The sequence below is a fragment of the Gammaproteobacteria bacterium genome (assembly GCA_016712635.1).
Lineage (GTDB): Bacteria > Pseudomonadota > Gammaproteobacteria > SZUA-140 > SZUA-140 > JADJWH01.
In genome coordinates, this window is record JADJQS010000007.1 from 181,895 (window position 1) to 208,332 (window position 26,438).

Annotated in this window: 23 protein-coding genes and 3 pseudogenes; 17 read left to right on the forward strand and 9 right to left on the reverse strand. The window is 60.0% G+C overall.

The window, feature by feature from the left end:
- Nucleotides 1-442: 442 nt before the first annotated feature.
- The 3 genes and pseudogenes from IPK65_10495 to IPK65_10505 all read right to left on the reverse strand — a co-directional run bounded on the left by IPK65_10495 (nt 443) and on the right by IPK65_10505 (nt 3,330).
- Complete coding sequence (locus IPK65_10495; protein ID MBK8163542.1) at nt 443-1,465, reverse strand: flippase-like domain-containing protein; 1,023 nt, start codon at nt 1,463-1,465, stop codon at nt 443-445.
- Nucleotides 1,462-2,210 (reverse strand): annotated as a pseudogene (locus tag IPK65_10500) (polysaccharide deacetylase family protein). Before IPK65_10500 ends, IPK65_10495 begins: the two are co-directional and overlap by 4 nt.
- Nucleotides 2,200-3,330, reverse strand: coding sequence for a glycosyltransferase family 1 protein (locus IPK65_10505; GenBank protein ID MBK8163543.1), 1,131 nt, complete (start codon nt 3,328-3,330; stop codon nt 2,200-2,202). The pseudogene IPK65_10500 and the gene IPK65_10505 overlap by 11 nt, the downstream one beginning before the upstream one ends.
- A gap of 416 nt (nt 3,331-3,746) precedes the next feature.
- Between IPK65_10505 and IPK65_10510 the strand changes: the two genes are divergently transcribed.
- Together IPK65_10510 and IPK65_10515 are read left to right on the forward strand one after the other, a co-directional pair.
- Nucleotides 3,747-4,556 carry a methyltransferase domain-containing protein gene (locus tag IPK65_10510; protein MBK8163544.1) on the forward strand — a complete coding sequence of 270 codons (810 nt, stop codon included), beginning with the start codon at nt 3,747-3,749 and terminating at the stop codon, nt 4,554-4,556.
- A 150-nt stretch (nt 4,557-4,706) separates the two neighbouring features.
- Entirely contained in the window at nt 4,707-5,525 is an 819-nt protein-coding gene (locus tag IPK65_10515) for a class I SAM-dependent methyltransferase (protein ID MBK8163545.1), read from the forward strand.
- Nucleotides 5,526-5,667: 142 nt separating this feature from the next.
- Here IPK65_10515 and IPK65_10520 read toward each other — a convergent pair whose 3' ends face one another.
- The 3 genes from IPK65_10520 to IPK65_10530 all read right to left on the reverse strand — a co-directional run bounded on the left by IPK65_10520 (nt 5,668) and on the right by IPK65_10530 (nt 8,636).
- The gene (locus IPK65_10520; protein MBK8163546.1) at nt 5,668-6,333 is read right to left on the reverse strand and encodes a DUF2959 domain-containing protein; all 666 of its coding nucleotides are present in this window, start codon (nt 6,331-6,333) and stop codon (nt 5,668-5,670) included.
- 184 nt (nt 6,334-6,517) lie between these two features.
- Nucleotides 6,518-7,585 carry an SUMF1/EgtB/PvdO family nonheme iron enzyme gene (locus tag IPK65_10525; GenBank protein ID MBK8163547.1) on the reverse strand — a complete coding sequence of 356 codons (1,068 nt, stop codon included), beginning with the start codon at nt 7,583-7,585 and terminating at the stop codon, nt 6,518-6,520.
- Nucleotides 7,586-7,724: 139 nt separating this feature from the next.
- Nucleotides 7,725-8,636 carry a formylglycine-generating enzyme family protein gene (locus IPK65_10530; GenBank protein ID MBK8163548.1) on the reverse strand — a complete coding sequence of 304 codons (912 nt, stop codon included), beginning with the start codon at nt 8,634-8,636 and terminating at the stop codon, nt 7,725-7,727.
- A 529-nt stretch (nt 8,637-9,165) separates the two neighbouring features.
- Here IPK65_10530 and IPK65_10535 point away from each other — a divergent pair.
- From IPK65_10535 to IPK65_10555, 5 genes and pseudogenes are all read left to right on the forward strand, one after another.
- Entirely contained in the window at nt 9,166-9,444 is a 279-nt protein-coding gene (locus IPK65_10535) for a type II toxin-antitoxin system RelE/ParE family toxin (protein MBK8163549.1), read from the forward strand.
- 10 nt (nt 9,445-9,454) lie between these two features.
- Nucleotides 9,455-9,760 carry a HigA family addiction module antidote protein gene (locus IPK65_10540; GenBank protein ID MBK8163550.1) on the forward strand — a complete coding sequence of 102 codons (306 nt, stop codon included), beginning with the start codon at nt 9,455-9,457 and terminating at the stop codon, nt 9,758-9,760.
- A 224-nt stretch (nt 9,761-9,984) separates the two neighbouring features.
- Nucleotides 9,985-10,283, forward strand: a pseudogene (locus tag IPK65_10545) (XRE family transcriptional regulator).
- Nucleotides 10,284-11,030, forward strand: a complete 747-nt coding sequence (locus IPK65_10550; protein MBK8163551.1) for an RES family NAD+ phosphorylase — start codon at nt 10,284-10,286, stop codon at nt 11,028-11,030.
- A 156-nt stretch (nt 11,031-11,186) separates the two neighbouring features.
- Nucleotides 11,187-11,405 (forward strand): BrnA antitoxin family protein, encoded by a 219-nt coding sequence (locus IPK65_10555; GenBank protein MBK8163552.1) that lies wholly within the window; start codon nt 11,187-11,189, stop codon nt 11,403-11,405.
- Nucleotides 11,406-11,467: 62 nt separating this feature from the next.
- Here the strand turns inward: IPK65_10555 and IPK65_10560 are convergent, their stop codons facing one another.
- The 3 genes from IPK65_10560 to IPK65_10570 form a co-directional block, all read right to left on the reverse strand.
- Nucleotides 11,468-12,313, reverse strand: a complete 846-nt coding sequence (locus IPK65_10560) for a nucleotidyl transferase AbiEii/AbiGii toxin family protein (protein ID MBK8163553.1) — start codon at nt 12,311-12,313, stop codon at nt 11,468-11,470.
- Nucleotides 12,306-12,959, reverse strand: a complete 654-nt coding sequence (locus IPK65_10565; GenBank protein MBK8163554.1) for a hypothetical protein — start codon at nt 12,957-12,959, stop codon at nt 12,306-12,308. Before IPK65_10565 ends, IPK65_10560 begins: the two co-directional genes overlap by 8 nt.
- Before the next feature lie 344 nt (nt 12,960-13,303).
- Nucleotides 13,304-13,990 (reverse strand): SOS response-associated peptidase, encoded by a 687-nt coding sequence (locus IPK65_10570; protein ID MBK8163555.1) that lies wholly within the window; start codon nt 13,988-13,990, stop codon nt 13,304-13,306.
- A gap of 207 nt (nt 13,991-14,197) precedes the next feature.
- Between IPK65_10570 and IPK65_10575 the strand changes: the two genes are divergently transcribed.
- The 10 genes and pseudogenes from IPK65_10575 (at nt 14,198) to IPK65_10620 (ending at nt 26,360) form a co-directional block, all read left to right on the forward strand.
- Complete coding sequence (locus IPK65_10575) at nt 14,198-17,149, forward strand: DEAD/DEAH box helicase family protein (protein MBK8163556.1); 2,952 nt, start codon at nt 14,198-14,200, stop codon at nt 17,147-17,149.
- A gap of 203 nt (nt 17,150-17,352) precedes the next feature.
- On the forward strand, nt 17,353-17,904 hold the full coding sequence (locus tag IPK65_10580; protein ID MBK8163557.1) for an ORF6N domain-containing protein: 552 nt from the start codon (nt 17,353-17,355) through the stop codon (nt 17,902-17,904).
- A 77-nt stretch (nt 17,905-17,981) separates the two neighbouring features.
- Complete coding sequence (locus IPK65_10585; GenBank protein ID MBK8163558.1) at nt 17,982-19,265, forward strand: restriction endonuclease subunit S; 1,284 nt, start codon at nt 17,982-17,984, stop codon at nt 19,263-19,265.
- A gap of 1 nt (nt 19,266) precedes the next feature.
- Nucleotides 19,267-21,756, forward strand: coding sequence for a DEAD/DEAH box helicase family protein (locus IPK65_10590; protein MBK8163559.1), 2,490 nt, complete (start codon nt 19,267-19,269; stop codon nt 21,754-21,756).
- A 10-nt stretch (nt 21,757-21,766) separates the two neighbouring features.
- A pseudogene (locus tag IPK65_10595) lies at nt 21,767-22,095 on the forward strand (SAM-dependent DNA methyltransferase).
- 34 nt (nt 22,096-22,129) lie between these two features.
- Nucleotides 22,130-23,065 carry a zinc dependent phospholipase C family protein gene (locus tag IPK65_10600; GenBank protein MBK8163560.1) on the forward strand — a complete coding sequence of 312 codons (936 nt, stop codon included), beginning with the start codon at nt 22,130-22,132 and terminating at the stop codon, nt 23,063-23,065.
- The gene (locus IPK65_10605) at nt 23,040-23,480 is read left to right on the forward strand and encodes a hypothetical protein (GenBank protein MBK8163561.1); all 441 of its coding nucleotides are present in this window, start codon (nt 23,040-23,042) and stop codon (nt 23,478-23,480) included. Before IPK65_10600 ends, IPK65_10605 begins: the two co-directional genes overlap by 26 nt.
- A gap of 116 nt (nt 23,481-23,596) precedes the next feature.
- Nucleotides 23,597-24,133, forward strand: coding sequence for a hypothetical protein (locus IPK65_10610; GenBank protein MBK8163562.1), 537 nt, complete (start codon nt 23,597-23,599; stop codon nt 24,131-24,133).
- 14 nt (nt 24,134-24,147) lie between these two features.
- On the forward strand, nt 24,148-24,864 hold the full coding sequence (locus IPK65_10615; GenBank protein MBK8163563.1) for a hypothetical protein: 717 nt from the start codon (nt 24,148-24,150) through the stop codon (nt 24,862-24,864).
- Complete coding sequence (locus tag IPK65_10620) at nt 24,861-26,360, forward strand: SAM-dependent DNA methyltransferase (protein MBK8163564.1); 1,500 nt, start codon at nt 24,861-24,863, stop codon at nt 26,358-26,360. Before IPK65_10615 ends, IPK65_10620 begins: the two co-directional genes overlap by 4 nt.
- Nucleotides 26,361-26,438 lie beyond the last annotated feature (78 nt).

The window sequence follows — 26,438 nt, forward strand, 5'->3', positions numbered from 1 at the left end:
CATGGGAAAATGTGCGGGGACGGGTTTCTGGATCCGGTCCCTTACCTGATGCATTGGCGGCGAAACGCGCCTGAAGCCGCCACAGCAGGATAGCAGGAAAAAAGCACAGCGAGAAAGTTCCCGGAAGCTGGCAAGCCGTGTGCAAACAGGGAGAGGGGACAGGTTAATGGGCGGGAAGGGGACAGATTTATAAATCTGTCCCCATGTAACCCGTTTCATTAAAACTTATCCCAAAATTGATTATGGGCGGAAATCGCAGGCGTCGTCCCCGCGAACGCGGGGACCCGGTGACTTTACGCCGTTGAAAATCAGAGACACTGGATTCCCGCTTTCGCGGGAATGACGAATATATCTTTCATTGCACACATGCATTTCCAATTTTGAGATAGGTTCAGTCATACCCCAGGCCCCGCCGATCCCGGCAGTCTGCGTGCCCGCGCCGTTAATCCGCCCTGCGGGTGGACGCAAGGCGCGGGCTTATCTCCAGGTCGTCCGCCTGCTTCCGGCGCAGGATCAGCGCGGTGAAGAACGGCGCGCCTGCGAGCAGGTACCAGTAGTACAGGACGAAGCGCCACTCGAGCATCACCGCGACAGCAGTGGCGGGATCGAGCCAGCGCGACATCAGCACGCCGAAGGCGAGCTCCACCGTGCCGCTGCCGCCCGGCAGCAGGCTGATCTGGCCGGCGGTGAGCGCGAGCATCTGCACCAGGATCAGGGTCGACCAGGTCACGTCGGCACCGGCACCGACGGTCAGCACGAACAGCACGCTGTAGCGCAGCAGCCAGTGCGTCGCGCACAGCGCGTACACCGCGAGCAGGCGCCGCCGCGGCAGTGCGAGGATCAGGCGGATGCCGCGGCGGAAGCGCACGAAGGCGCGCGCCAGCCGCACGCGCCGGGCGTGCGCGATGCGCAGCGCGCGCAGCAACCGCCTGGTCAGCAGCAGGGCGCGGCGGTATTTCCACAGCACCAGTCCCGCGAGTCCCAGCCCTCCGGCCAGCACCAGCGCGAGCAGGATGAGCTGGTGCTGCAATTGCACTGGCGCGTAGCCGCTGAGCAGCAGCACGGCGAGCAGCGGCAGCAGGGTGAGGAAGAACACCAGGTCGAGCAACTGGTCGATGGTGCACAGCGCGGCCGCCTGTGCGGCAGGCACGCCGCGCTGCGTCAACAGGTAGATGCAGGCGAGCGGTCCGCCGGCGCCGGCCGGCGTGGCGGCATAGGAGAACTCCGTCGCCATCACCAGCGGGAAGGCCTCGCGCTGCGTCAGGCTCTGGCCGAGTCCGCGCACCAGCAGGCGCAGCCGCGCGGCGTTCACCTGCCAGCCGAGCACGATCATCGCGAGCCCCGCGGCGAGCGGCCACAGGGGCAGTTGCGCCATGCGCGCGAAGGCCTCGAGGCCGCCGTAGGCGAAGGCGACCGCGAGGCCGGCGAGGACCGAGAAGACGATCAGCAGCGCGCGGACCTTCATGCCGCGAGCCGCAGCCACTCGCCCTTAGTGATGGCGCGCCGCGCAGGCAGCAGCGCGCGGACGGTCTGCAGCCAGAACGCGCGCACCTCGTCGTGGCGCATGTCGATCGGGTGCAGCCCGAGGCGGATCAGGCGCTGGTCCGCGCCCAGGCGCAGGCGCCGTTCGTTCCAGTGGCGCGAGACGCGGCGGCGCCACGCGCTGCGCGTGGACCACACCAGCGTGGGCGCGGCGAGCGGCCGCCACTGCGGCAGGCGGACCAGCCCGCGGGGGTGCTGGTGTACTGGAACGGGAAGCGGTCGAGCGCCGTGCGCGCCGCGTGGTTCATCAGCCAGGCCGGCGCGACGAAGCCGGCCACCGGCCAGCCGAGATCCGAGAAAAGCGCGAGGCCGCGCCCGAGCCGGCGGCTCGCCTCCTCCAGGTCCAGCGCGGCGAATTCGCCCTCGCGCGTGTACACGCGGCGGCGGATGAGATCCAGCGGGTCGAGGCGCAGCGGCCGGTCGTCGCTGTGGAAATACCCGTGCAGGGCCACCTCGTCGCCGCGTGCGAGCCGCGCCTCGATCGCCGCGCGGAAGCGGTGATGCCCGGTCAGCGCGCCGCCGTGGTGATAGTCCGGCACCACCAGCAGGGTGAGCGGGATGTTACCGATCGCGTCAAGCGCGGCGATGAAGGGTTCGAACAGCGGCCAGGTCTGCGGCGCGACGTCGTGCAGCACGACGGCCATTGCCTTGCCGGCGTCAGCGGGCATAGTGCGCCGGGGCCAGCGCCCGCGGGGCGCCGCTCCTGATCAGGCCGGCGTAGCGGGCGAGCAACTGGCGGAACACGCAGTCCCAGCTCCAGTGCGCCTCGATGCGCGCCCGCGCCAGGCGGCCCATCGCGGCGAGGTCGAGCGCGGACAGGTACTCGACAGCCTCGGCGAGGGCGGGTGCGTCGGCCCGCTGCGCCAGCAGGCCGGTGCCCGGCGCGACGAGCTCGGCGACCGCGCCGGCGTTGACGCCGATCACCGGCAGTCCGCTCGCCATTGCCTCCAGCACCACCAGCCCGAAAGTCTCCTGCGCGCCGGCGTGGATGAACGCGTCCGCGCTCGCGAGCCAGCGCGACAGCGCCGCGCCGTCGTGGTAGCGCGGGCAGACCGTGACATTCGCGGGGATGTCCCGCACCGGCATCCCGGGACCGATCAGCAGCAGGTGATAGTGCGGCCCGAGGCGCTGCAGGGTCTCCAGCAGCACGGGGATGTTCTTCTCGCGCGCGCCGCGCCCGGCGAAGACCAGCAGCCGGGTACGGCCGGACAGCCCCAGTTCACGGCGCAGGCCCGCGTCGCGTTTGGCCGGATGGAACAGCGTGGTATCGACGCCGAGCGGCTGCACCGCGACGCGGGGCACGCCGAGGGATTCCAGGTAGTCTGCCATCACGCGGCTCGGGGCGAGGGTGAGGTCGAAGCGCGCATAGAGCCGGCGCACGTACGCCGCCGCCAGCCCGCCCCACGCGTCACCGAAGCGCGCGCCGACCAGCCGCGGCAGGTCGGAGTGATAGAAGCCGACCACCGGCACGCCGAGCCGGTCGCCCGCCGCCAGCGCCGCCCATGCGAGGCGGTAGGGATCGCCGGCCTCGATCACATCGGGGCGCAGCCGTTCCAGGCGCCGGCGCCACGCGCCGGTGCGCAGCGGGCAGCGGTAGCCGTTTCCGTAGGGGATGGGCGGCGCCGCCACCGTGTGGATACCGTCCGCCTCTCCGTCCGCCGCGCCCGGCACCACGATGCTGTGGCGCACGCCCGGCATGGCCGTAAGCGCGCGGTGTTTCGCCGTGAGATAGGTCCGCACCCCGCCGCTCTGCGGGGCGTAGAACATGGTGATGTCCGTTATGTGCATCGGGGCGCCATCCTTTGCCCGGGGCGGGCGGAAGTCCTGATCGAAGTCCTACTGGATTGGATGGCGCGGCGCGGGAATCGTTCGGCGCCCGGGCGGCAGAGTGTCGGAACAAAAATGCTAATCAACAAGGCAACATCCGGCATTTATTTCAACGCCGACAGAATATTTGCAAATTCTTACAAATCGGTTACACCCCAATCCGGGACAGATTTATTTATCCTGACCGTCAATCCAACGACGTTGGGGACAGATTTATTTTCCTGCGACAGTTCGGGGACAGATTTGCAAATCTGTCCCCGTTTTCCAAGGGGACGGACTTAAGTCCGTCCCCGATTGCGTCTGATCACGACAGTCCGCCCCCGATCGCGAAGCAATGCGTTATCATGAGCCCTTTGAGCCGGCACAGAGGGGTATCCATGAGCAATAAAGGCAACCAGCCCGACTGGGACAAGATCGCGGAGAAGTTCGACGTCTTCCTGCCGCAGATCGCCCCGGTGGGGGAGGTGTTGCTGCGGGCGCTGGCGGTCGCGCCGGGTGACAAGGTGCTCGACCTCGCCTCCGGCACCGGCGAGCCGGCGCTGACGCTGGCGCGGCGCCAGCCCCACGCCGTCATCACCGGCATCGACGCCGCCGAGGGCATGGTGCGGGTCGCGCAGAAGAAGGTCGCGGCGGAGCGCCTGCCGAACATCAGCTTCCGGACCATGCCGGCCGAGCGCCTCGACTTCGCCGACGCCAGTTTCGACAAGGCGCTGTGCCGTTTCGGCGTGATGCTGTTCGAGGATCCGCTCAAGGGCTGCCGCGAGATCCACCGTGTGCTGAAGCCCGGCGGCGCCTTCGCCTTCGCCGTGTGGGGCACGCCGGAGTCCATGACCACCATGAGCTGGGCTGCGCGGGCGTTCAAGGGCCGCGTGCCCGAGGAGCACCAGCCGCCGCTCGAAAAGGTCACCTCTCTGGGCCGGCCCGGCGTGCTCGACGGGATGCTGAAATCCGCCGGCTTCGCGCAATTCAGCGTCACGCCGCACCGCTTTGATTACCAGTATGAATCCTTCGAGGCCTACTGGAGTGCCATGGAGGCCTCCGAGATCCTCAGGCAGCAGTTCAACGCCATGCCCGTCGCCGAGCAGGCCAGCGTCCGCGACGAGATCGCCCGCTTCGCGCGCGACTTCCAGACCGACCACGGCCTGGTCATCCCGCACGAATTCCTGCTGGCGGTGGGACACAAATAGTCCCATTCGGCGATATACTTTTGTCTTATCGGGGACAGATTTATTTATTCAGAGGGGATGGGGACGGATTTAAATCCGTCCCCCCCTGTTTATGGAATAAATAAATCTGTCCCCAAATGGCAGCCTGGCTAATTAAAGAGGGGAATATCGATGACTGACAGAATCGTTCGTGCCACGACCCACCTCGCCGTCGCGCTGTCGCTACTCTGCGCCGCGCCGGCCTTTGCCGCCGACACGGCCCTGGAAAGCATCCTTACGGGAGAGCACCGCTCGGAGGCGAACAAGGCGCGCGACCAATACCGCCATCCGATCGAGACACTGACCTTTTTCGGCCTCCGGGACGACATGACCGTGGTCGAGGTCTTCCCCGGCGGCGGCTGGTACACCGAGATCCTCGCGCCCTACCTGAGGGACAAGGGCATCTATTACGCGGCCGGATTCGATCCCGACTCCAGCGCGAACTTCGCCCGCCGCGCGGCCAAGTCCTTCAAGGACAAGATGGATGCCGACCCCGGCCTCTACGGCAAGGTGAAGACTACTGTGCTCGCGCCGCCGGACAAGACCGCCATCGCACCGCCCGGTTCGGCGGACATGGTGCTGACGTTTCGCAATATCCACAACTGGATGGCCGCCGGCACCGCCGACCAGATCTTCGCCGCCATGTTCTCGGCGCTGAAACCGGGCGGCGTGCTCGGCGTGGTCGAGCATCGCGGCAATCCCGCGGTGCCGCAGGATCCGAAGGCGAAATCCGGCTACGTCAACCAGGAACACGCGATCAGGCTGGCGGAGAAGGCCGGCTTCAAATTCGTCGAGGGCAGCGAGATCAACGCCAATCCCCGGGACACCAAGGATCACCCGAAGGGCGTCTGGACCCTGCCGCCGACCTTTGCCCTGGAGGACGAGGACCGCGCGAAGTACCTCGCCATCGGCGAGAGCGACCGCTTCACGCTGAAGTTCGTCAAACCCTGAAGCGCCAAAATCCCGCTGTCGGGGACAGATTTATTTATTAGATTACTGCTGGCTGATTGGGGACGGATTTAAATCCGTCCCCGAAGTATCATCGGGCACGGACTCAAGACCGTCCCCGGTCTCTGATGCTGTCCACGCAGATTTACTCCGGCTTTGACATCGAGTCGATGAACTTGTCCGCCTCGGCGATCGACGTGTTCATGTCGCGGATCAGCGCCGAGATGTCCTTCTCGATGCTCATCTTCTGATTGCGCAGCGAGGCGATCGCGCTGGCGTTGAGGTTGTGCTTCAGGAACAGCACGCGGTCCTGGAAGGCGTTCAGCACCGGCTGGATCTTCTTCTCCGCCGCATCCATCGCCGCGACCAGCTTCTTGTAGGACGCCTGCGTACTCTTTAACTGCTGCGCGCTCGCGCGCTTCAGGTTCGGGTCGGTGTACTTGCCGAGTTCCTCGTTCCATTCCGCGAACAGGCTGTCCGCCACATCCTTGACGTCGACGATGCGCGACTTGACGTCCTCCGCGCGGGCGAGGCTGGCATCGTCTTCATCCTTCAGGATGTTGTACTGCTCCTCCAGATCGCCGCCTTCATAGCCGGTCACGGCGATGAACTTGTCCAGCGCCGAGGCGAACTGCTCCTTCGCCTCCTGCTGCGCCTCGCGCGCCTTGTCGACGCGCTTGACCAGAATGTCGCGCTTCTCGACGCCGAATTTCTCCATCGTGCCGTAATACATGGTCTGGCAGCCACCCAGGCACAACAAGGCCAGCGCCACCGGCAGTGAAATGTGAAGGTTCTTGTTATTCAAATGCATCGCGGCGACTCCCTCCAGTCAGTGGAACGATGATCAAAATGGCGCAGATACTATACCCCATCATCGGGGACAGATTTATTTTCACGCCTGGCAGGCACAGCAAACTTTTGACGTTGGGGACAGATTTATTTTTCCGTGCCGATTGGGCAGGGGCCGGAGGGTGGTCAGGCAGACGGCGCGGGCATCAATAAAATAAATCTGTCCCCAACGTCATTAATTCCCGGATTATTGGAGGATCACTCCAGGCTGGCGGCCTTCGGGGCGATGCGTCAGCGGCGCAGCTTTGGAAGCCGAGGTCGTTGAAGCGCGAGTCGGGGGGGAGGTTGAAGCGGTAGGCGCCGCGCTGGAACAGGTGCAGGGCGTAATGGCCCTCGCCGCCGCGGCCGGCGCCGCGCACGACGCGGAATTTCTCGCCGAAGTTGTCGCTCGTGTAGTCCGAGCCCGGGTAGGCCTGATACCAGTCGGTAATCCATTCGGAGACGTTGCCGGCCATGTCGAACACGCCGTACGGCGACTTGTCGGTGGAGTACGAGCCCACCGGCGCGACACCGTCTTCCCATTCCTCTTCGCCGGCGTTGCTCATGCCGTCCTTCCACTCCTGGCCCCAGGGAAATTCCTGGCCACCGGCGCCGCGCGCCGCCTTTTCCCACTCGGCCTCGGTCGGCAGGCGCTTGCCGGCCCAGCGGCAGTAGGCATCGGCGTCGTTCCAGCTCACGTAGATCACCGGCTCGCGCCCCTGCAGCTCGAACTTCTTCCCGATCGCCGCCAGCAGCTCGTCCTTCGTCATCGCCCGCGTGTCGAGGTCGAGCTTGAAGGTCTTCACCGCGAGCTGGCGCAGCTTCTCGACATCGAGCGAGGTCAGCTTGTCGTGCTTCAGGCTGAGGATGTAGCCGCGGTCGAGCCAGTGGTCCGGCGGCGGGACGTTGACCGCGGCGAAGAACGCGCGATAGTCGGCGTTGGTGACCTCGTACGGGTCGATGTAGTAGGCAGGCAGGCGCACGCGGTGCTCCGGATGCTCGTCCAGATACCACGGCTTGGTGTTGCCGAATTCGCCCGCGACGCCCTCATGTTCGGCCTTGTCGCTGCCCATGACGAACTCGCCGGCCGGGACCAGCGCCATATTGGCGGCCGGTGCCGCGGGCCGGACGGCGGGTTCTGCCGCCTGCACAGGCAGCGCGCAGAGCAGGGCGATCAACGCGGCGCCGCATGCCCGCGCCGCGCGGCGCGTCATCTCATGATTCACGTAGCGCATGAAACCTCCTATGGCGCGTCCTTCGCGCAGCGGAAACCGAAGCTGTTGTTCTTCGTCGTACGGAGAAAGAAGGCGCGATTGAAACTCGGCGCCGAGATGCCGCATTTGTAGAACGAGCAATCCCACCACGAGCCGCCCTTCAGTGTCTTGTAGAGTTCGCCGTAATTTTCATTCGGGTGCGTGTTGCCCGGATATGCGCGGTACCAGGATCCGGTCCATTCCCACACATTGCCCGACATGTCGTAGAGCCCGAAGGCGTTCTGCCCGTCGGCGAAGGCGCCGACTGGGCTGGTATCGCCCTCGCGCCCGAGCGAATTCCAGTACAGCGGCGTGTTCGCGCGATGCATGCCGAACTCGTTGCCCCAGGGGTAGCGGCGTGCATCGGTGCCGCGCGCGGCCTTCTCCCACTCCGCGTCGCTCGGCAGGCGTTTGCCGCCCAGGTGCAGTAGTCGCTCGCATCGTTCCAGGTCACACCGACGACAGGATGGTCGATCTTGCCGGGCGGATACGTGCGGTTCTCGAACTGCGGCGGCGAACGGTGCCCGGTTGCCTCCATGAAGGTCTTGTACTGGCCGTTCGTCACCTCGTAGACATCGATGTCATAGGCCGGCAGATCGACGATATGCGCGGGGCCCTCATCGGGCAGGCGGTCGTCGGTGCCCATGGTGAACCTGCCGGCGGGGATATGGGCCATCTCGTTCGGGTGCGTGCCGATGCGGGTGTGTTCGTAGTAGAGCGGCACGCTCATGCCGGCGAGCAGCTCGGTGCTGTCGGGCGCGGGCCGAACCGCGCGCGCCGCTGTGCCGGCCGGGGTTTCCTCCGGACCGGCCGCAGGCTCCGCTACGACGGAGGCCGCGTGCGCAAGGTCCTGCTCCGCGGAATGGCAGCTCGCGCACGCCGGCCCCGCGGGCGCGACAATCGGCGGCGTCGCATGGCAGCGTCCGCACTTCGCGAGATCCACCGCGGCCGCGAGCCCCCACGGCGCAAAAGCGAACGCGGTGCAAAGGAATACGGCGTATCGCCGCGAACGGCGCCTGGCAGTGGGTTCCATGGAAATCCCTTTGGTTTTACGCCAGTTCCGCTATCACTGCGGAATCACGGGAAGGATGCGAATGACTGGCCTCACGTTACCAAAGTGCCCCCGCGATTGCCAGCCTGATGAACCTTAAGGACCGCCGCATCTCATGGCTAAATATGCACAAAATGTGCAAGATAAATCGCGGAATACGCAGGTAGGGGACGGACTTCCAGTCCGTCTCCCGATGGTGTAGCGCAGCCTCATACCCGCGGACAGATTGAGAAAATCTGTCCCCTCTTGCAGTGGCAGGTGCAGCGGCGCGGTCGCCGCCAGGGGACGAACTTCCAGTCCGTCTCCCGGTTGAGTGCCGCAGCATAATCCGGGAACCTTACGGCGCTCCGCGCCTGCATCCGGGCTGCGACCACCACAGCACATAATCGCTAATCCATCCGTGGCAGTCACAGCCATGGTTCGCATGGCTATACTGATAACCGTCCGGGCCGCCAGGGAGTGCTGCCATGCTGTTTGACATATTACGCGGAACGTAATAGGCTGGATGCCGATGATCCGCTCATTCCGCGACCCGGAAGTTGAGGCGCTGTTCGGGGATCAGGATGTGCCGCGCTTCCAGGCGATTGAGCGTGTTGCACGCCGCAAGCTCCTGTATTTGAACCGGGCGAAACTGCTTCAGGATCTGCGGCTACCACCCGGTAACCGCTTTGAGGTGCTGAAAGGCGATCGCGCGGGACAATACAGCATACGTATCAATGACCAATGGCGGATTTGCTTTCGCTGGAAAGACGGCGACGCCTGCGATGTCGAGATCGTAGATTACCATTGAGGTAGTACACATGCCCGCCAAGAAAAAACTGCTCGATCCCATCCACCCCGGCGAAGTCCTGCGCGAGGAATTCATGAAGCCGCTGGACATCAGCATCAATCGCCTCGCGCGCGACATCGTCGTGCCGCCGGGTCGCATCAGCGCGATCGTCAACGGATCCCGCGCCATTACCGCCGACACCGCACTGCGCCTCGGCCGCTACTTCAGCGTCTCGCCCGAGACATGGATGGGATTGCAGGCTGACTACGACCTGCGCGTGGCCCAGCGCACCGTCGGCGCCGAGGTGGAACGGCGCGTCCATCCCTACGCGGCCTGATCGTCCGTCGCCCTCGCCTCCCGGAAGGGGGAAGTGGGCAGGGTGAACTTCCGAGGACGGATTTCGGCCTCGGGCAAGGGGGACAGATTTCAAATCTGTCCCCATTTACTCGCTGGGGACAGACTTCCAGTCTGTCCCCACTCCCAAGATGGACGCTAATATTCTGTGCAAATAGCACGATATTTCTGTATATTGTGCATAAAGCGCAGAAGGAGCCCCTCCCGATGAAAAACGCCACCGCAACCACCCCCGACAAGGCGGATGTCCTCGCCGAGGCGCTGGTCAGCGCCGGCCGGCATCTGGGCATGAACCAGGTCGAGCTGGGCGCCGTCGTCGGCAAGGACCGCACCGCCATCAGCCGCGGCCGCATCGATCCCGACAGCAAGGCGGGCGAGCTCGCGCTGCTGTTCATCCGCTGCTACCGCGCGCTGTATGCCCTGACCGGCGGCGACAGCAGGTCAAGAGCGTGCAGGGGCTGATCAACGTGCTCGAATACCTCGACGCCATCCGCGGAAAACTCTGAATGACCGACTGGAACGGCGTACTCGCCGCCGCGCCGCCTGTCCCGCTCGCGGGCACGCTGCAGCGCCTGGTGGAAAGCCAGGAGCAGGTCGCCACCAATCAACTGGTCGCCTCGCTCGCGCGCCAGTCCGTGCTGGAAGAAATGCTCGAGCGCACCAAGCCGCGGCTGCGGCCGGGCACGGAGTCGCTGCATTACCTGCTGTCCACGCCGTTCCGCTATCCGCCGCTGAAATTCGGTTCGCGCTTCGGCCGGCGCAGCGAGCCCAGCCTGTTCTACGGCTCGCGCGAGACGCGCACGGCGCTGGCCGAGGCGGCCTATTACCGCTTCGTGTTCTGGTACGGCATGACCGTGCCGCCGCCGGGCAAGCTCGACACCCAGCACACGCTGTTCGGCGTCGACTACAAGACCGAGCGCGGCCTGCAACTGCAGCATGCGCCCTTTGCCGAACACGCCGCAATGCTGACCCACACCAGCGACTACAGCAGCAGCCAGGCACTCGGCGCGACTATGCGCGAAGCCGGCATCGAGGCCTTCGAATACACCTCCGCCCGCGACCCGCAGCACGGCATCAACGTCGCGCTGTTCACGCCCGCGGCGCTGGCCAGCCCCCGGCCGTTGTTCCAGGACGCCTGGCTGTGCGAACTCTCCGGCCACCACGTCCGCTTCAACGCCGTCCACAGCCCGGAGGGCTACGACTTTCCGGTGGAAGTGTTTCGCGTCAACGGTTCATTGCCCTGGCCCGGCTGAGCACACTGCCCGCCCGGGGACAGACTTCACTCACGTCAGGGGACAGACTTCCAGTCTGTCCCCTTTACTCCGGCGGTGGGGTACAGATTTCAACCATAGTACGGGGACAGATTTAAAATCTGTCCCCTTCCCGGAGCAGCCCGCATCGTAGCCCGGATGGAGCGCAGCGGAATCCGGGGAATTCATCATCGCATCACTATCCGACTCGATGCCGACATCATCGAGCATTTCAAAAGTGTTGTTCACGGCGCCGGGGGCGGCAACTACCAGACCCTGATCAATGACGCCCTGAGGGAACACATCAAGGCGCATGATAAATCGCTGGAAAAAGTACTGCGCAAGGTGATACGGGAAGAGCTCAAGAAGGCAGGGTGACACGCATCATGGGGGGACAGACTTCAACCACAGTGCGGGGACAGATTTCAAACCTGTGCCCCTTACTCTGGCAGGCTCTCAACCTTCGTCCGGAAAAAGCGCTCGCTCCATAGTTCCAGACCTTGTCTCTCCGCTGCATTGAGAAACCGCTCGACATCCGCGGCGGCGTCCCGCCAGACAATGGCGGCCACTTTTTCCAACAAGGCATTTCGTAGCCAGGCGCTGCCAACCGCAACCGTTTCTCCGGCCCAAGGCCCGTATTGTCGCAGTGCGGCCTGCAGGTGTGTGAGATTGGGTGGTACGCCCCGCTTCACATACCAGTTGAAATCGTACCAGTCGCGTCCTTTCAGGTAAGGCCGGCAGAGCAGGGCATGAAGCTTCAGCGCGAAATTGCTGCCGAGGTCCTGATGGCATACTTCGAAATCGAGCGGGAAATCGAGATAGGAATATTCGAAGCCTGATCCTTCCGGAGGATTGATGTCGACCTCCAGCTTGATGTTGAGCTTCTTTCCAGCGGGACTCCGGTAAAAGCTCAAGGCCAACTGATTGCTGATGGAGTCATCCTTCAGAACCGCCTTCCGGATGTTCTGGTCCATGTGTCCCTTGTCCAGCACCTCGGTTCTGAGGCCAAACTCCCGCAGACCATCCAGCAGCGGTTGCAAATAGGCTATCCACTCAAAATCGGGATCGGGGACTTTCAGGATGAAATCCAGATCCTCGGAGAAACGCGGGAGCTTGTGCAGGATGCGCAGGCTAGTGCCGCCCTGAAACGCGGCCACTTCAAAGAAACCCGCCCGCCACAGCGCGTATAGCGCGATCTCCTGCAGGATCTCCTTGATCGCCTGATCCTCTTCCACGGGACTGGCGGCCTGATAGTCGTTCAGTCGTCGTTGGATCAACTCAATCATTGCCTGACTCCCTGGCCAGTGATCTGAGAAAATTCTGCACGCGTTTTTGCTTGTAGACCAGCTCCAGTATCCGGATGTCCGCGCGGCTAATGCCGCGCAGATGCTCGTGATCGATGCGCAGGCCTTCCAACAGCCAGCCCATTCCCTGCCACTCAACCTTTCTCAGGCACACCAGATCTATCAATGCCCGGATGGGTTCGGCCACCAGCATGGATTGTTCCGAGACTCGCTCGCGTCCGACCAGCTCGAGGAAATAACCTACCTGGGTGGCGAGGGGATAAAAGGAAAAGCTGCCGAACCTCGCGTGCTCGAAGTTCAACGATTTGCGGCCGGGCGTGACACTGGCGGTGGTGTATACCGCCTCGGGGATCCAGCCATGGTGCGACAGCGCAGTTTCGAACGACACATAACTGCCCGGCACCAGTGCCTGGGCGAGGGCATAGGGGTGGCTCGGGTAATCGCGCCACTTCTGGTCCAGCAGGTAGACTCCCCGGCGCAGCCGGAGCAGTTCCCCGGACTTCAACGCCCGGTTAACCAGGTTGTAGCGCCGCTGCGGGCTGCCATCCAGCAGCCTGCTCAGCTGGGCTTCGGTTAAAACCCGGTTGGATAAATCCAAATCAATGATTTTAGTAGTTAAAGTTTGCATGTCTGCCAACTGCTCATCCTCGCCAACCCAATCAAAAATACCAGAAACTTTCGTAATATGAAAGTTTATAGCATTTTATATGCCGGTCTGGAGGGTGGTATGAGTTGACGAAAATCGATTAAGGGTTGAGGGCAGGCCGTAAACCAATATGCCCCGGCCCGCATCGTAGCCCGGACAGACTTCACTTACGCCAGGGGACAGACTTCACTCACGTTAGGGGACAGACATCCAGTCTGTCCCCATCTACCCACCGGCAGCGACGCCGTGCTGGGGGCAGATTTCAACCACAGTACGGGGACAGATTTCAAATCTGTCCCCTTTACTCCGGCGGTAGGGAACAGCTTTCAAACCCTTCCCCCCTCAACCATCTCCTCGATCAATTCCACCCGATCGTTCTTCGGACTGTTCACCATCTTCGACACCGGATACATCTCCAGGTCCTCGTCCGCATAGGGGATGAGCAAAGGTAGTAGCCGTTCCGGGTCCCCAACCTCCGGGTTAAGCCACAGGTCATAATCCTTCGGGTGCAGGATCACCGGCATGCGCTCATGAATTCGTCGCATCAAATCATTCGCTTCGGTTACGACGATGGTGCAGGACTCGATCACCATCCCCTCACGCTCCCAGTGCTCCCACAAACCGGCTAGCGCGAACGGCGCAGCATCCTTACGACGAATGTTGTAGGGCTGCTTGCCGTCGGACTGCTGCCATTCATAGAAACCGGTCGCGGGGATCAGGCAGCGGTGACGCTTGAAGGCGGCGCGGTAGGCAGGCTTCTCGGCCACGGTCTCGGCGCGCGCATTGATCATCTTGTAACCGATCTTCTCGTCCTTCGCCCAGGAGGGGACCAGCCCCCAGCGCAGCAGGCAGGCTGCGCGCTGCCCGCTGTCCAGACGGATCGCGGGGATGCGCTGCGACGGCGCCACGTTGTAGCGCGGCGCCAGCGCGTCGAACAGCTCGATATCGCGCACGATATCGAAGGCCTCGACCAGCTTCGGCCCCGGGGCCGCGATGTTCAGCCGTCCGCACATAGAGGAATCGGGGTCAGAGAGGGATGTGTGACCAATGTAACAATTTTTCAGGCACCGGTTACAGAACTCCCTCTCTGACCTGGTGTTTTTCGTTTCGCCTTACCCCTTACTCCTAACGCCTAACCAAAATGTCCTAGGGTTCAGCACTCTATATATATGTGTTAGCATCCCTCTCTAACCTCATAAGAACTAAAAACATATAAGAAAGTGCCCGCACCGGAACAACAAGCACGCGAGACCATCGACCGGCTGCTTACGCAGGCCGGCTGGGTTGTGTGCGACGTTGATAAGGCGCATATCACCGCGCATCGCGGCGTGGCGATTCGGGAGTTCCCGCTCAAGACGGGACACGGCGAGGCGGACTATCTGCTTTACGTCGATGGCAAGGCGGCCGGCGTCATCGAAGCCAAGAAGGAAGGCCTCACGTTAACTGGCGTCGAAATCCAATCCGCGAAATACACCCAGGGACTCCCGGACGGATTGCCTGCGTGGAAGAAGCCGCTGCCGTTCGCATACCAGTCCACCGGCGTCGAAACCCGCTTCACCAATGGCCTCGATCCGCAACCGCGTTCGCGCCCGGTGTTTGCCTTCCACAAGCCAGAGACACTGGCCGATTGGTTGACTGATGCCGGCGGAGATGGAATGGGAGAAGCGGCCTATCCTAAGGCCGCCGATACGCGCAACGTTTACGCCACTTCAGGTAGGGGACAGACTTCCAGTCTGTCCCCGGGCTCATCGCCTGTTACCGGGGACGGAATTGAATTCCGTCCCCATACGAGCACCTTCCTCTCCCGCCTCCAGCACATACCCGCGCTGGAGACGCACGGCCTCTGGCCCGCGCAGATCACGGCGATCAACAACCTCGAACAATCCCTGAAGGAAAACCGCCCCCGCGCCCTGATCCAAATGGCCACCGGCTCTGGCAAGACCTTCACCGCCATCAGCTTCATCTACCGCCTGATCAAATTCGCCGGCGCGAAACGGGTGCTGTTCCTGGTCGACCGCGGCAACCTCGGCGACCAGACGCTGAAGGAATTCCAGCAATACGCCTCGCCCTACAACAACTTCAAGTTCACCGAGGAGTACATCGTCCAGCGCCTGCAAGGCAACACGCTCGACACCACTGCGCGCGTCTGCATCTGCACCATCCAGCGCATGTACTCCATGCTCAAGGGCCGGGACCTGCCCGAAGACCTCGAAGAAGAATCCATCGACAAGCTCGGCAGCCTGTTCAAACAGCCCGAGCCCATCGAGTACAACCCAAACATCCCAATAGAGAGCTTCGACATCATCGTCACCGACGAATGCCACCGCTCCATCTACAACCTCTGGGCACAGGTGCTGGAGTACTTCGATGCCTACCTCATCGGCCTCACCGCCACGCCCAGCAAGCAGACCTTCGGCTTCTTCCATCAGAACCTGGTGATGGAATACAACCACGAAATGGCCGTGGCCGACGGCGTCAACGTCAACTACGACGTCTACCGCATCCGCACCGTCATCACTGAACAGGGCTCAAAGGTGGAGGCCGGCTACTCGGTGCAGGTGCAGGAGCGCGACACGCGCAAGAAGCGCTGGGAACAGCTCGACGACGACTTCAGCTACGATCCCAACCAGCTCGACCGCGACGTGGTCGCCCCGGACCAGATCCGCACCATCGTCCGCACCTTCCGCGACAAGCTGTTCACCGAAATCTTTCCCGGCCGCACCTGGGTGCCCAAGACCCTCATCTTCGCCAAGGACGACGCCCACGCCGAAAACATCGTCGAGATCGTGCGCGAGGAATTCGGCAAGGGCAACGACTTCGCCCAGAAGATCACCTACCGCACCACCGGCGCGAAACCGAAAGACCTCATCAACGAATTCCGCACCAGCCCCATGCCGCGCATCGCCGTCACAGTCGACATGATCGCCACCGGCACCGACATCAAGGCGGTGGAGATCGTCCTGTTCATGCGCGCCGTCAAATCCCGCGCCTTCTTCGAGCAGATGAAAGGCCGCGGCGTGCGCGTCATGAAGGCCGACGACCTGCAAAGCGTCACCCCCGACGCCAAGGCCAAGGACCACTTCGTCATCGTCGACGCCGTCGGCGTCTGCGAGCAGGACAAGACCGACTCCCGCCCGATGGAGCAGAAGCCCACCGTCAGCTTCGAAAAACTCATGCAGGCCGTCGCCTTCGGCAACACCGAAGACGACGTGCTCACCTCCCTCGCCGGTCGCCTCGCCAGAATGGAACACCGCATCAGCAAGGATGACGACAAACGCATCCGCCAGGCCAGCGGCGGACTGGGCCTCAAAGACCTCGCCCACCGCATCGTTCAATCCCTGAACCCCGATGCCCTCGACGAAAATGTACCCTGGGTTGAGAATGTAGCCTGGGCTGAGCAACGCGAAGCCCGGGAGCCCGTGCCGCAGGCACCCAACCGCGAAGCGCAACGCAACACCATCGTGCAAGACGCCGTCAAACCCCTCCACGATCCGGCGTTGCGCCAACTGCTCATCGACCTGAAAGCCAAATCCGAAATTACCATCGACCACGTCAGCCCCGACGAAGTCCTTTTCGCCGGTTTCTCGGAGGAAGCCCTGGCCCGCGCCAAAGGCCTGGTCCAGTCCTTCGAGCAATTCATCAAGGACCACAAAGACGAAATCACCGCCTTGCAGGTGCTCTACAGCCGGCCCTACAAACACCGCCTCACCTTCGAGGCCGTCAAAGAACTCGCCGACGCCATCGAGAAGCCGCCCTACCTGTGGAACGAATCCCAGCTCTGGAACGCCTATGCCGCGCTGGAGAAATCGAAGGTCAAAGGCGCCAGCGGAAAGCGCATCCTCACCGACCTCGTCTCGCTCGTGCGCTTCGCCATCCACCAGGACAACGAACTCATCCCGTTCCCCGAGCGCGTCAACGCCAACTTCAACGCATGGCTTGCTACCCAAGGTCGTCAGTCCCGCGCAGGCGGGAATCCAGAGCCTTTCACAGCTGACCAAATGAAATGGCTCGAAATGATCCGCGACCACATCGCCGCGAACCTCGGCATCGAGCCGGACGACTTCAACTACGCGCCGTTTATCCAGCAGGGCGGACTCGGCAAGGTACACCAACTGTTCGGCGACAAGCTGAACGCCATTATTGAAGACCTGAACGAGACCCTGGCCGCATGAGCGACAATTTACAATGCATGCCATCGGTCTCGAATATGTCATTCCAGCGTGAATCAGGCATGCCCCCGCGAAGGCGGGGGCGGGAATCCAGTATTTTTGCCCTTACATATGGCGGCAAGAATGGTCGCAAATTACGACCATATCGTTTTTGCGTAACGTTGGAATGGGGTAAGGAGACAGGAGAATTATCCAGGGAGGGAAACATGGAAAACGGCAAGGATGCCAATCCGGGCAGACAGATTGAAGACCGGATATATACCGTACGCGGCAAGCGGGTCATGCTGGATGCGGACTTGGCCAGGTTATACGGCGTGACGACCAAGCGACTCAACGAACAGATTCGACGCAACGTCGATCGTTTCCCGGAGGATTTCGCGTTTCAATTGACTAATCATGAGTTTGCGGATTTGAGGTCGCAAAATGCGACCTCAAACGACCCGCTTCACGGCCGTGGCGGGCGGCGCTATCAGCCGTGGGTATTCACTGAGCACGGCGCCATAATGGCGGCCTCCGTGCTCAATACGCCCCGGGCGGTCGAGGTCAGCGTGTTCGTGGTGCGCGCTTTCGTAAAGCTGCGTGAGCTGACCATGGCCCACAAGGAGATTCGCCAGAAGCTGAGCGAGTTGGAACGCAAGCTGTCAGGGCATGATCAGGCCATCGCCGGTCTGATACATGCCATCCGGGAACTGATGACTCCGCCGGAACCGAAGAAGAAACGACCTATCGGTTTCGGGCCGTGGTCCGAGAGAACATGAGTTCGATAATTTAAGAATTGAAAGAGACATTAGTGGTATGAGCGCGGTAATAGAGATAGTACAAACAGCGGAACCAGATACTCTTCCCTTCGGGCTGGACGCTTGCCACAATAGATGACCTTGTTGAAGATGGTGGAGTATTCATAGACGGAGATTGGGTTGAAAGCAAAGACCAAGATCCGGAAGGTGACGTCCGCTTAATTCAGCTTGCCGACATTGGCGATGGGGAGTATCGGGATAAATCCGAACGCTTCCTAACGCATGCCAAGGCTGTTGAGCTTGGATGTACCTTTCTAAAGAAAGGCGACGTCTTAATAGCGCGCATGCCCGATCCATTAGGGCGCGCATGTATATTTCCAGGAGACGCGAAGTCCGCCGTAACTGTTGTAGATGTTGCGATCGTTCGCTCCGCAGCAGGCGAGTTTGATCATCGTTGGCTAATGTATTTCGTAAACGCCCCTGCGTTCCGGTCTGCGGTTGCCTCAATGCAGAGTGGTAGCACGCGAAAAAGAATCTCGCGTGGCAATCTGGCAAAGATTGCACTGCCGGTACCACCCCTCGACGAACAAAAACGCATCGTCGCCGAAATCGAAAAACAATTCTCCCGCCTCGACGAAGCCGTCGCCAACCTCAAGCGCGTCAAGGCCAACCTCAAGCGCTACAAAGCCGCCGTCCTCAAAGCCGCCGTCGAAGGCCGCCTCGTCGTGGATGGCGCTACATTGGTCATATCGAAATGGGATCGAAAACCAATAGGCGTCGCTATTGAATCTCTTGACCAGGGATGGAGCCCGCAGTGTGAAAGCGAATCAACTCAAAGAGACGATGATTGGGCAGTAATAAAGACAACAGCCGTGCAACCACTTCAATATCTTGAAGCCGAGAACAAGAGACTACCTGATCAATTGAAGCCAAGAGTACACCTTGAACTTGTGCCGGGAGATTTGTTGATAACACGCGCAGGACCTCGCTCGCGGGTCGGCGTAGCCTGCTTGGTTAAGACAACAAGGCCCCGGATCATGCTGTGTGACAAGGTGTATCGACTGCGCACTAAGCAGAATGTCGCTTTGCCTGCATTTTTGGAGCTGGTTCTCAATTCGCCAGAAGTGGTCGACGCGCTCAATGAATTGAAAACAGGAATTAGCGACAGTGGCGTAAATCTAACGCAAAGACGCTTTAAAGAATTATTGGTGCCAATCCCATCGATTAAAGAGCAAGAGCACACATTAGCGGAAGTTGAGCTCCGCTTGTCCATAGTCCGCGAAGTGGAGTCTCAAGTCGATACTAATAGTCTTCGCGCATATCGCCTTCGCCAATCTATCCTGAAGGCATCTTTTTCTGGAGAGATGACAGGAGCAATATAACATGACGTTTGATTTTTCAAAGATCAAGTCGAAGAAGAAAGAGACCCTGCCTGTCGATCCGATAGAGCTTTTTCAGAAGCTAAAGGTTTCGGACCCGAGTATCAATGATCTATGGCTGGCCCAGGGTGATGCGCTTCGTAAGTGGCATGAAAATCGTACTAAGAGAGATGTTGGTATAGTTCTCAATACTGGCGCTGGCAAGACATTGGTCGGCCTGCTAGTTGCGCAGTCCCTCGTTAACGAAACGCGTGAGAAAGTTCTGTATGCTTGCAGCTCCATTCAGCTTGTAGAGCAGACCGCTGAAAAGGCCAAAGGATACGGATTAGACGTAACGACGTACTTTCGCGGCCAATATAGTAGTGATTTATTTGTTCGTGGGGAGGCGCCTTGCGTCACCACGTACCAAGCACTATTCAATGGCCGATCTGTCTTTTTTAGGGAACAGCTATCAGCAATTGTATTTGATGATGCTCATGCGGCCGAGCATCTGCTGCGCGATCATTTCTCATTGCGTCTAAATAGAAATACTTTCCCCGGCGTTTATGCCGAATTGGCGGCTCTGTTCAATCCCTACTACCAAAAAGTAGGTAAGGCAGGAAGCTATTCTGAGTTGGAAGATCCACAATGCCGGCGGTTATTTCTGGTACCGCCTTTTGAGATTCATGCTCAACAGGGTGAGCTGTTGAGAATACTACGTGCTTCTGCTCTCCAAGATAACCGTGAAACAATGTTTGCTTGGGAATACATTCATGACCATATAGATCTTTGTTGCATGTTGGTATCAGGCGCAGAAATAACTATTACCCCACCATTTGTTCCGGTCCTTTCTCTTCCATATTTCGGAAGAGAGACTCGTCGTGTGTCTCTTTCCGCGACTCTAGTGGCACCAGATGCGTTCGCTAGAACCTTTGGGAGAGTGCCAGACGCGGTTGCTGCCCCTTCGACGACGGCTGGAGAGTGCGAGCGATTAATTTTGATTCCCTCCCAACTTGAGGTGGACAGGGAGGACACAGTAATCACCAGGGAGTTGATCAAGGATCGAAAGACGTTAATTCTGGTACCAACCTACGCACGAGCGACCAATTGGCAAGGGGTAGCAGAGCCACCACCCAAAGAAAGCGTATCTGAGTACGTGCGTGCATTTAAAGCCGATCCAGGTACTCCGAAACTACTGTTGGCTGCTAGGTACGACGGCGTCGACTTTCCAGGCGATACGTGCCGCGTGATGGTAATTGACGACCTGCCCATGGGGGTAGGGCCCTTAGAGCGATACATGTGGGAGTATCTGAGCCTATCGAATACTCTTAGAACAGCAATTGCATCTCGTATCGTGCAAAGTTTTGGGCGTATTTCGCGAGGCATGAGTGACCATGGAGTTGTGATTCTAACGGGTGAGCGCCTTGTAGATTGGGTTCTGGTCCCACGAAACAGAGCGGTGTTGCCACCATTTCTACAAAAACAGATCGTTCTGGGCTATGAGGTTTCCGCGCATGCTGATGAAGTGAAAGAACTTTACGCGGCCGCAGACCAGTGTCTTGCGAGAGACGAGAACTGGCTTGCCACTTACAACGAATATATGAAAACTGCGGAACCTGATAGCAGTGAGGTAGACACGGAGCTGCTCACACGATTGGCGCGATCGGAATCTGACTATGCCTCACTGATATGGCGGCGTGATTACCATGGAGCCGCAAAGGTACTATCAACAACATTGGAAGAGGCGTTTTCACTGAGCGTCAGCACCGGTGCGTGGCACTGCTTGTGGTTGGGGCATGCGCTAGAGCTACTTGGCGATGCTGGATCTGCGCAGGAGATGTATTCCCGAGCACATTCTAATCAACTAAATATTCCAGCCTATCCGAGAGAAATAGGCAAAGAGTATGAGGCTGTCCCAAGTCAGGTAATGGAAGTCGATAGCCAGTTGAAAATCTTGGCTGATGGAGCAGTCATACTCCCAAAAAGGATCGATGCGGACTTAGCACATCTAGACGGCAGTGGCACTGCAGGTCAGACCGAGGAGTCACTGCGGGCCTTAGGGCAATATCTTGGTTTCCAATCTACCAGTCCAGATCATGAATTTGGCACTGGGCCGGACGTGCTGTGGGTGATTGATGGGCAATCTGCACTTTGCATTGAGGTCAAGACCGACAAGAAGTCTACAACCCCTTACCGTAAGGAGGATGTTGGTCAGTTAAGCGACCATGTTCAATGGGTGAAGGATCAGATTGGCAGTAAGGAAATTATTCCAATATTTGTTGGTCCGATCATCGGTGTAACTGACAGCACGAATCCGCCAAAGGAGTACAAAGTTGTTGCGCTCGAACAGTTCCATATTCTTGCACATCGATTGATAGCGGCGCTGAAGATGCTGCAACAGCTTCATTGCCTATCACACTCAGAAGTAACCTGTGGAAGGTGTTCAAGGAGAGAGGGCTACTTTGGCCAGAAAGTTTCAGTACTCTGGAAAGCCATTGTCTTCGCGACTTATTGAGCACCCGAGCGTGAATACATCCTCCATCGTCCAAAAACTTTGGAACTACTGCAACGTCCTGCGCGACGACGGCATGTCGTACGGCGACTACCCCGGATCAAGTCCGGGCAGGCTAACAACGAGCAGCTCACCTATCTGCTGTTTCTTTAGATGGCCGATGAGCGCACCAAGGCGCCGTACAACCAGAAGAGTCCGGTGCCAGACGAATACAGTTGGACGAGCCTCATCAAGAAAGACGGCGATGAACCGTTCGATCAATATTGCCATACCCTGGAGGCGCTGGGCAACCAGAAGGGCCTGCTCGGGCTGATCTTCAACAAGCCGCAGAACAAGTTCCAGGGCCGATTCGGCGCTTACCTAACAAGCAGATAACATGCCCGCCGCATTTGCTCACCTGACTCTGGTCAATGTCCTGAAGGAACGGCGCAGGCTTGAGAAGATTGCAGGTTTCCCACGTCCCGCGATTGCAGTTATCGCCAAATATCAGAAGTTCTGCGAATTGGGTGCCGTCAGCCCAGACTATCCCTATCTTGCCTTGGGCAATGTCGATGCGACGAAGTGGGCAGATGCGATGCATTACACCCGAGTCGGCGACATGGTGCGGGCGGGTGTCGATTATCTTCAGGGTATCACTGGCGAAGATCAGGACAAAGGTTTGGCCTGGTTGCTCGGTTATTGCGCGCATGTGGCCACGGATGTCACGGTGCATCCGGTGATCGAGCTGAAGGTGGGGAAATACGAAGAGAACAAGCGTGAGCACCGCATATGCGAGATGCATCAGGACGTGTATATCTTCAAGACGCGGATGAATCTGGATATCGGGGTGGCGGAATTCCTGTCGTCCAGCATCTGCGCCTGCGGGCGTGCTGGAGATCCCAAGAGTATAGACCCCGTAGTATCGAGTGTCTGGACGGAGATGATGCGGCGGGTGCATCCGGACGAGTTCGTGCAGAATCCGCCCGACATCGATCTATGGCATAGCCGGTTCACCACTACCGTCGACAATATCGCCGAGGAGGGCTATCGGCTGGTAAAGATCGCCCGCCATGTCGCGGCGGATGTCGCCGGGTTGGTTTATCCGCTGGTGGCGGAGCTGGATCGTACCTACCTCGACAGCCTGCGTTGTCCGCGCGGGCGCGACCGCAGTTATGACGAGATCTTCGATCTCGCGGTCAGGAACGTCGGGACGGTATGGAGCTGGGTCGCGAATGCGGTGCTGAGGAAAAATGACGAGGATGTGAAGGCTATCGGCCAATGGAATCTGGATACGGGAAAGGACGAGAATGACCGCTTGGTTTTCTGGGCGTAATGTCCCGGCAGGGCATCTGCTCGCAGTTTCGTTGCTGCTGGGTGTTTCATCCTGTGCTGTGCACAGCCCGTTCATGGAAGATGAGCAGGCGATGCAGACCCTCGGCTCCGCGTTGACCAAGCTTAGCAGTGCGGTGGACGTGACCGTTGCTTATGAGGATCTCCCGGAAGGGATCAGTGATCGGGAGTTGCTCGTCCAGTCCACCCGGCATGATCCCGAATTGCTCCGGCGATTTGACGGCTATCGTTTGCGCGTATTGCATCAGGACAGCTATGCCGTGCTGCTGGTCTGTTCCAAGACAGATGACCGCGCCTTGCTGGAGGATGTGGCCTGCACTGCCCCGATGGATCGGCATGCCTGGCGGGAAAAGACGCCCTGCGAGTTTACGCTGAGGGATCCGCGGTTGTGTGATTAACAGCCGTACGCGTATGCAATATGCATATAGCATACGGCGCTTGTCATTTTGGCCCGATATATGCTATATGCATACAGCATATGAATAGAGCTAAATCATCCGAGAAATCCGTTGCCATGAAGCGGGCCAGTAGCCGCCAATGGGTGCTCAAGCCGCAGGATCTGGCGGTTGCCTTGAAATTGGTGGCCTTGAAAGGGCAGTGGCTACCCTATGCCAGTCTGGGTAACGCCATGCGCCTGTCCCAGTTCGAGGCGCATGCCGCCGTTCAGCGTCTGATGGCTGCCCGGCTGGTGGCAGAAGTCGATGGTCCGCCCAGACCGGTGCTGGCTACTTTGAGGTCTTTCGTAATCTTTGGGGCGCCGTATGTCTACCCCGCCGTGCGCGGCGAAATGACCATCGGTTTTCCGACTGCTCATGGAGTTGCTCCGCTTAAGGAAATTATGGCGTCTCCCAATGAGCCGCCTCCGGTCTGGCCGCATCCCGAGGGGATAGCCAAGGGTCAAGGGCTGTTACCTTTGTATGAGACCTTGCCCCTGGCTGCGATGGATGATCCTGCGCTTTATGAGTTGCTGGCCTTGTTCGATGCGTTGCGAGCCGGGCAGACAAGGGAACGGGAGTTGGCGAAAAAATTTCTTGAGGAACGCTTGCAGTAATAGGGGGCAGTGTCATGGATGACCCGAACCTGAAGATTCTGGTTCCGATCGCGCAAGCGCTGGGGGATTTATGCGAGTCTCTGGTCTTCGTCGGCGGTTGCGCAACGGGTTTGCTGGTAACTGCGCAACGCGCGCAGGCGATTCGGCCGACAGCAGATGTGGATGTCATAGTGGAAGCTGTGACCGCCGCAGATTACCATGCGATAGAGAGAGAAGTTACGGCGCGCGGATTCAAGCACGATATCACGCCCGAGGCGCCAATCTGCCGCTGGGTATGGAAGGGTGTGTTGCTGGATCTGCTGCCCAGTGGCCCCGGCGTTCTGGGATTTCATAACCGTTGGTATCCCTTGGCTGTGGAAACCGCCATGAGGGTTTCGTTACCGGGCGGTTGGGTAATTCAGCTGATTACCGCGCCACTATTTGTGGCAACGAAGTTCGAGGCTTTCCATGGCCGTGGCAATAAGGATTATATAGCGAGCCACGATCTCGAAGATTTGCTTACGGTAATCGATGGTCGCCCGGAATTGCTCGAAGAAATCCGGGATTCAGGCAGCGAACTGCGGAACTACCTCGCGGTTGAGATGAAAAGGCTGTTGGATGAGCGCGACTTTCAGCTTGCATTGCCCGGACAGCTTCCCGGTGATGCAGCAAGTCAGGCGCGACTTCCTGAACTGATACGACGGATGCGTTCGATTGCACAACCAGGCGACCAAGAAGAAACAAGGCGATGAATACATCGACTATTGTCCAAAAGCTCTGGAACTACTGCAACGTCCTGCGCGACGACGGCATGTCGTATGGCGACTATGTCGAGCAGCTCACATATCTGCTGTTCCTTAAGATGGCCGACGAGCGCACCAAGGCGCCGTACAACCAGAAGAGCCCGGTGCCGGACAAGTACAGTTGGCCGAGCCTGATAAAGAGAGACGGCGACGAGCTGTTCGACCATTACCGCCACACGCTTGAGGCACTGGGCAACCAGAAGGGCCTGCTCGGGCTGATCTTCAACAAGTCGCAGAACAAGTTCCAGGACCCGGCCAAGCTGCGGCGGCTGATCGTGGACCTCATCGACAAGGAAACCTGGGTGTCGATGAGCGCCGATGTGAAGGGCGATGCCTACGAAGGTTTGCTGGAGAAAAACGCGCAGGACACCAAGTCCGGCGCCGGCCAGTACTTCACGCCGCGCCCGCTGATCCAGGCCATTGTGGATGTCATGGCCCCGAAGCCCGGCGAGACCGTGAGCGACCCGGCCTGCGGCACCGGCGGCTTTCTGCTCGCGGCGCACGACTATGTGGTGAGGCACAACCCCAACCTGACTAAGCCGCAAAAGACCCGGCTCAAGGAGGAAACCTTCAAGGGCTGGGAGCTGGTGCAGGCCACGGCGCGGCTGTGCGCGATGAACATGCTGCTGCACGGCATCGGCAGCCAGGACTTCGAGCCCATCGTGGTATCCGATTCGCTGGCCGCCGACCCCGGCGACCGCTTTGACCTGGTGCTCACCAACCCGCCCTTCGGCAAGAAGAGCAGCACCACGATCGTGGGCGAGGAGGGCAAGGTCAGCAAGGAGCGCGACATCGTCGAGCGCGGCGACTTCTGGACCACCACCTCGAACAAGCAGCTCAACTTCGTCCAGCACGTCAAAACCCTGCTCAAGCAGAACGGCCGCGCCGCCGTGGTCCTGCCCGACAACGTGCTCTTCGAAGGCGGCGCCGGCGAAACCATCCGCCGCAAGCTCCTGCATGAGTGCGACGTCCACACCCTGCTGCGCCTGCCCACCGGATTGTTCTACGCCCAGGGGGTTAAGGCGAATGTTTTATTTTTCGACAAGAAGCCCGCCTCCGAAACGCCGTGGACCAAGAAGCTGTGGATCTACGACCTGCGGACGAACATGCACTTTACGCTCAAGACGAATTCCTTGAAGAGGGAAGACCTCGATGAATTCGTCAAATGCTACAACCCGGAGAACCGCCACAGCCGCAAGGCGACTTGGTCCGACAAGAACCCCGACGGCCGCTGGCGCGCCTACACCTACGAGGAAATCGCCGCCCGCGACAAACTCAGCCTGGATATTTTCTGGCTCAGAGACGAATCTTTGTCGGATTCGGACAATCTGCCCGGTCCGGATGTGATCGCGCGAGAGATTGTGGAGGATCTGGAGGCGGCGCTGGAGCAGTTCAGAGAGATAGCGGGAGATTTGGGCGGGGACATTGTAGAGGAGGTTCAGTGACGGAAAAGACGATATGGGGTATCCATGCCGGTAAGACAGGAGATGCTGATTCACTATTCTTGAAAAAGAATGTGATAG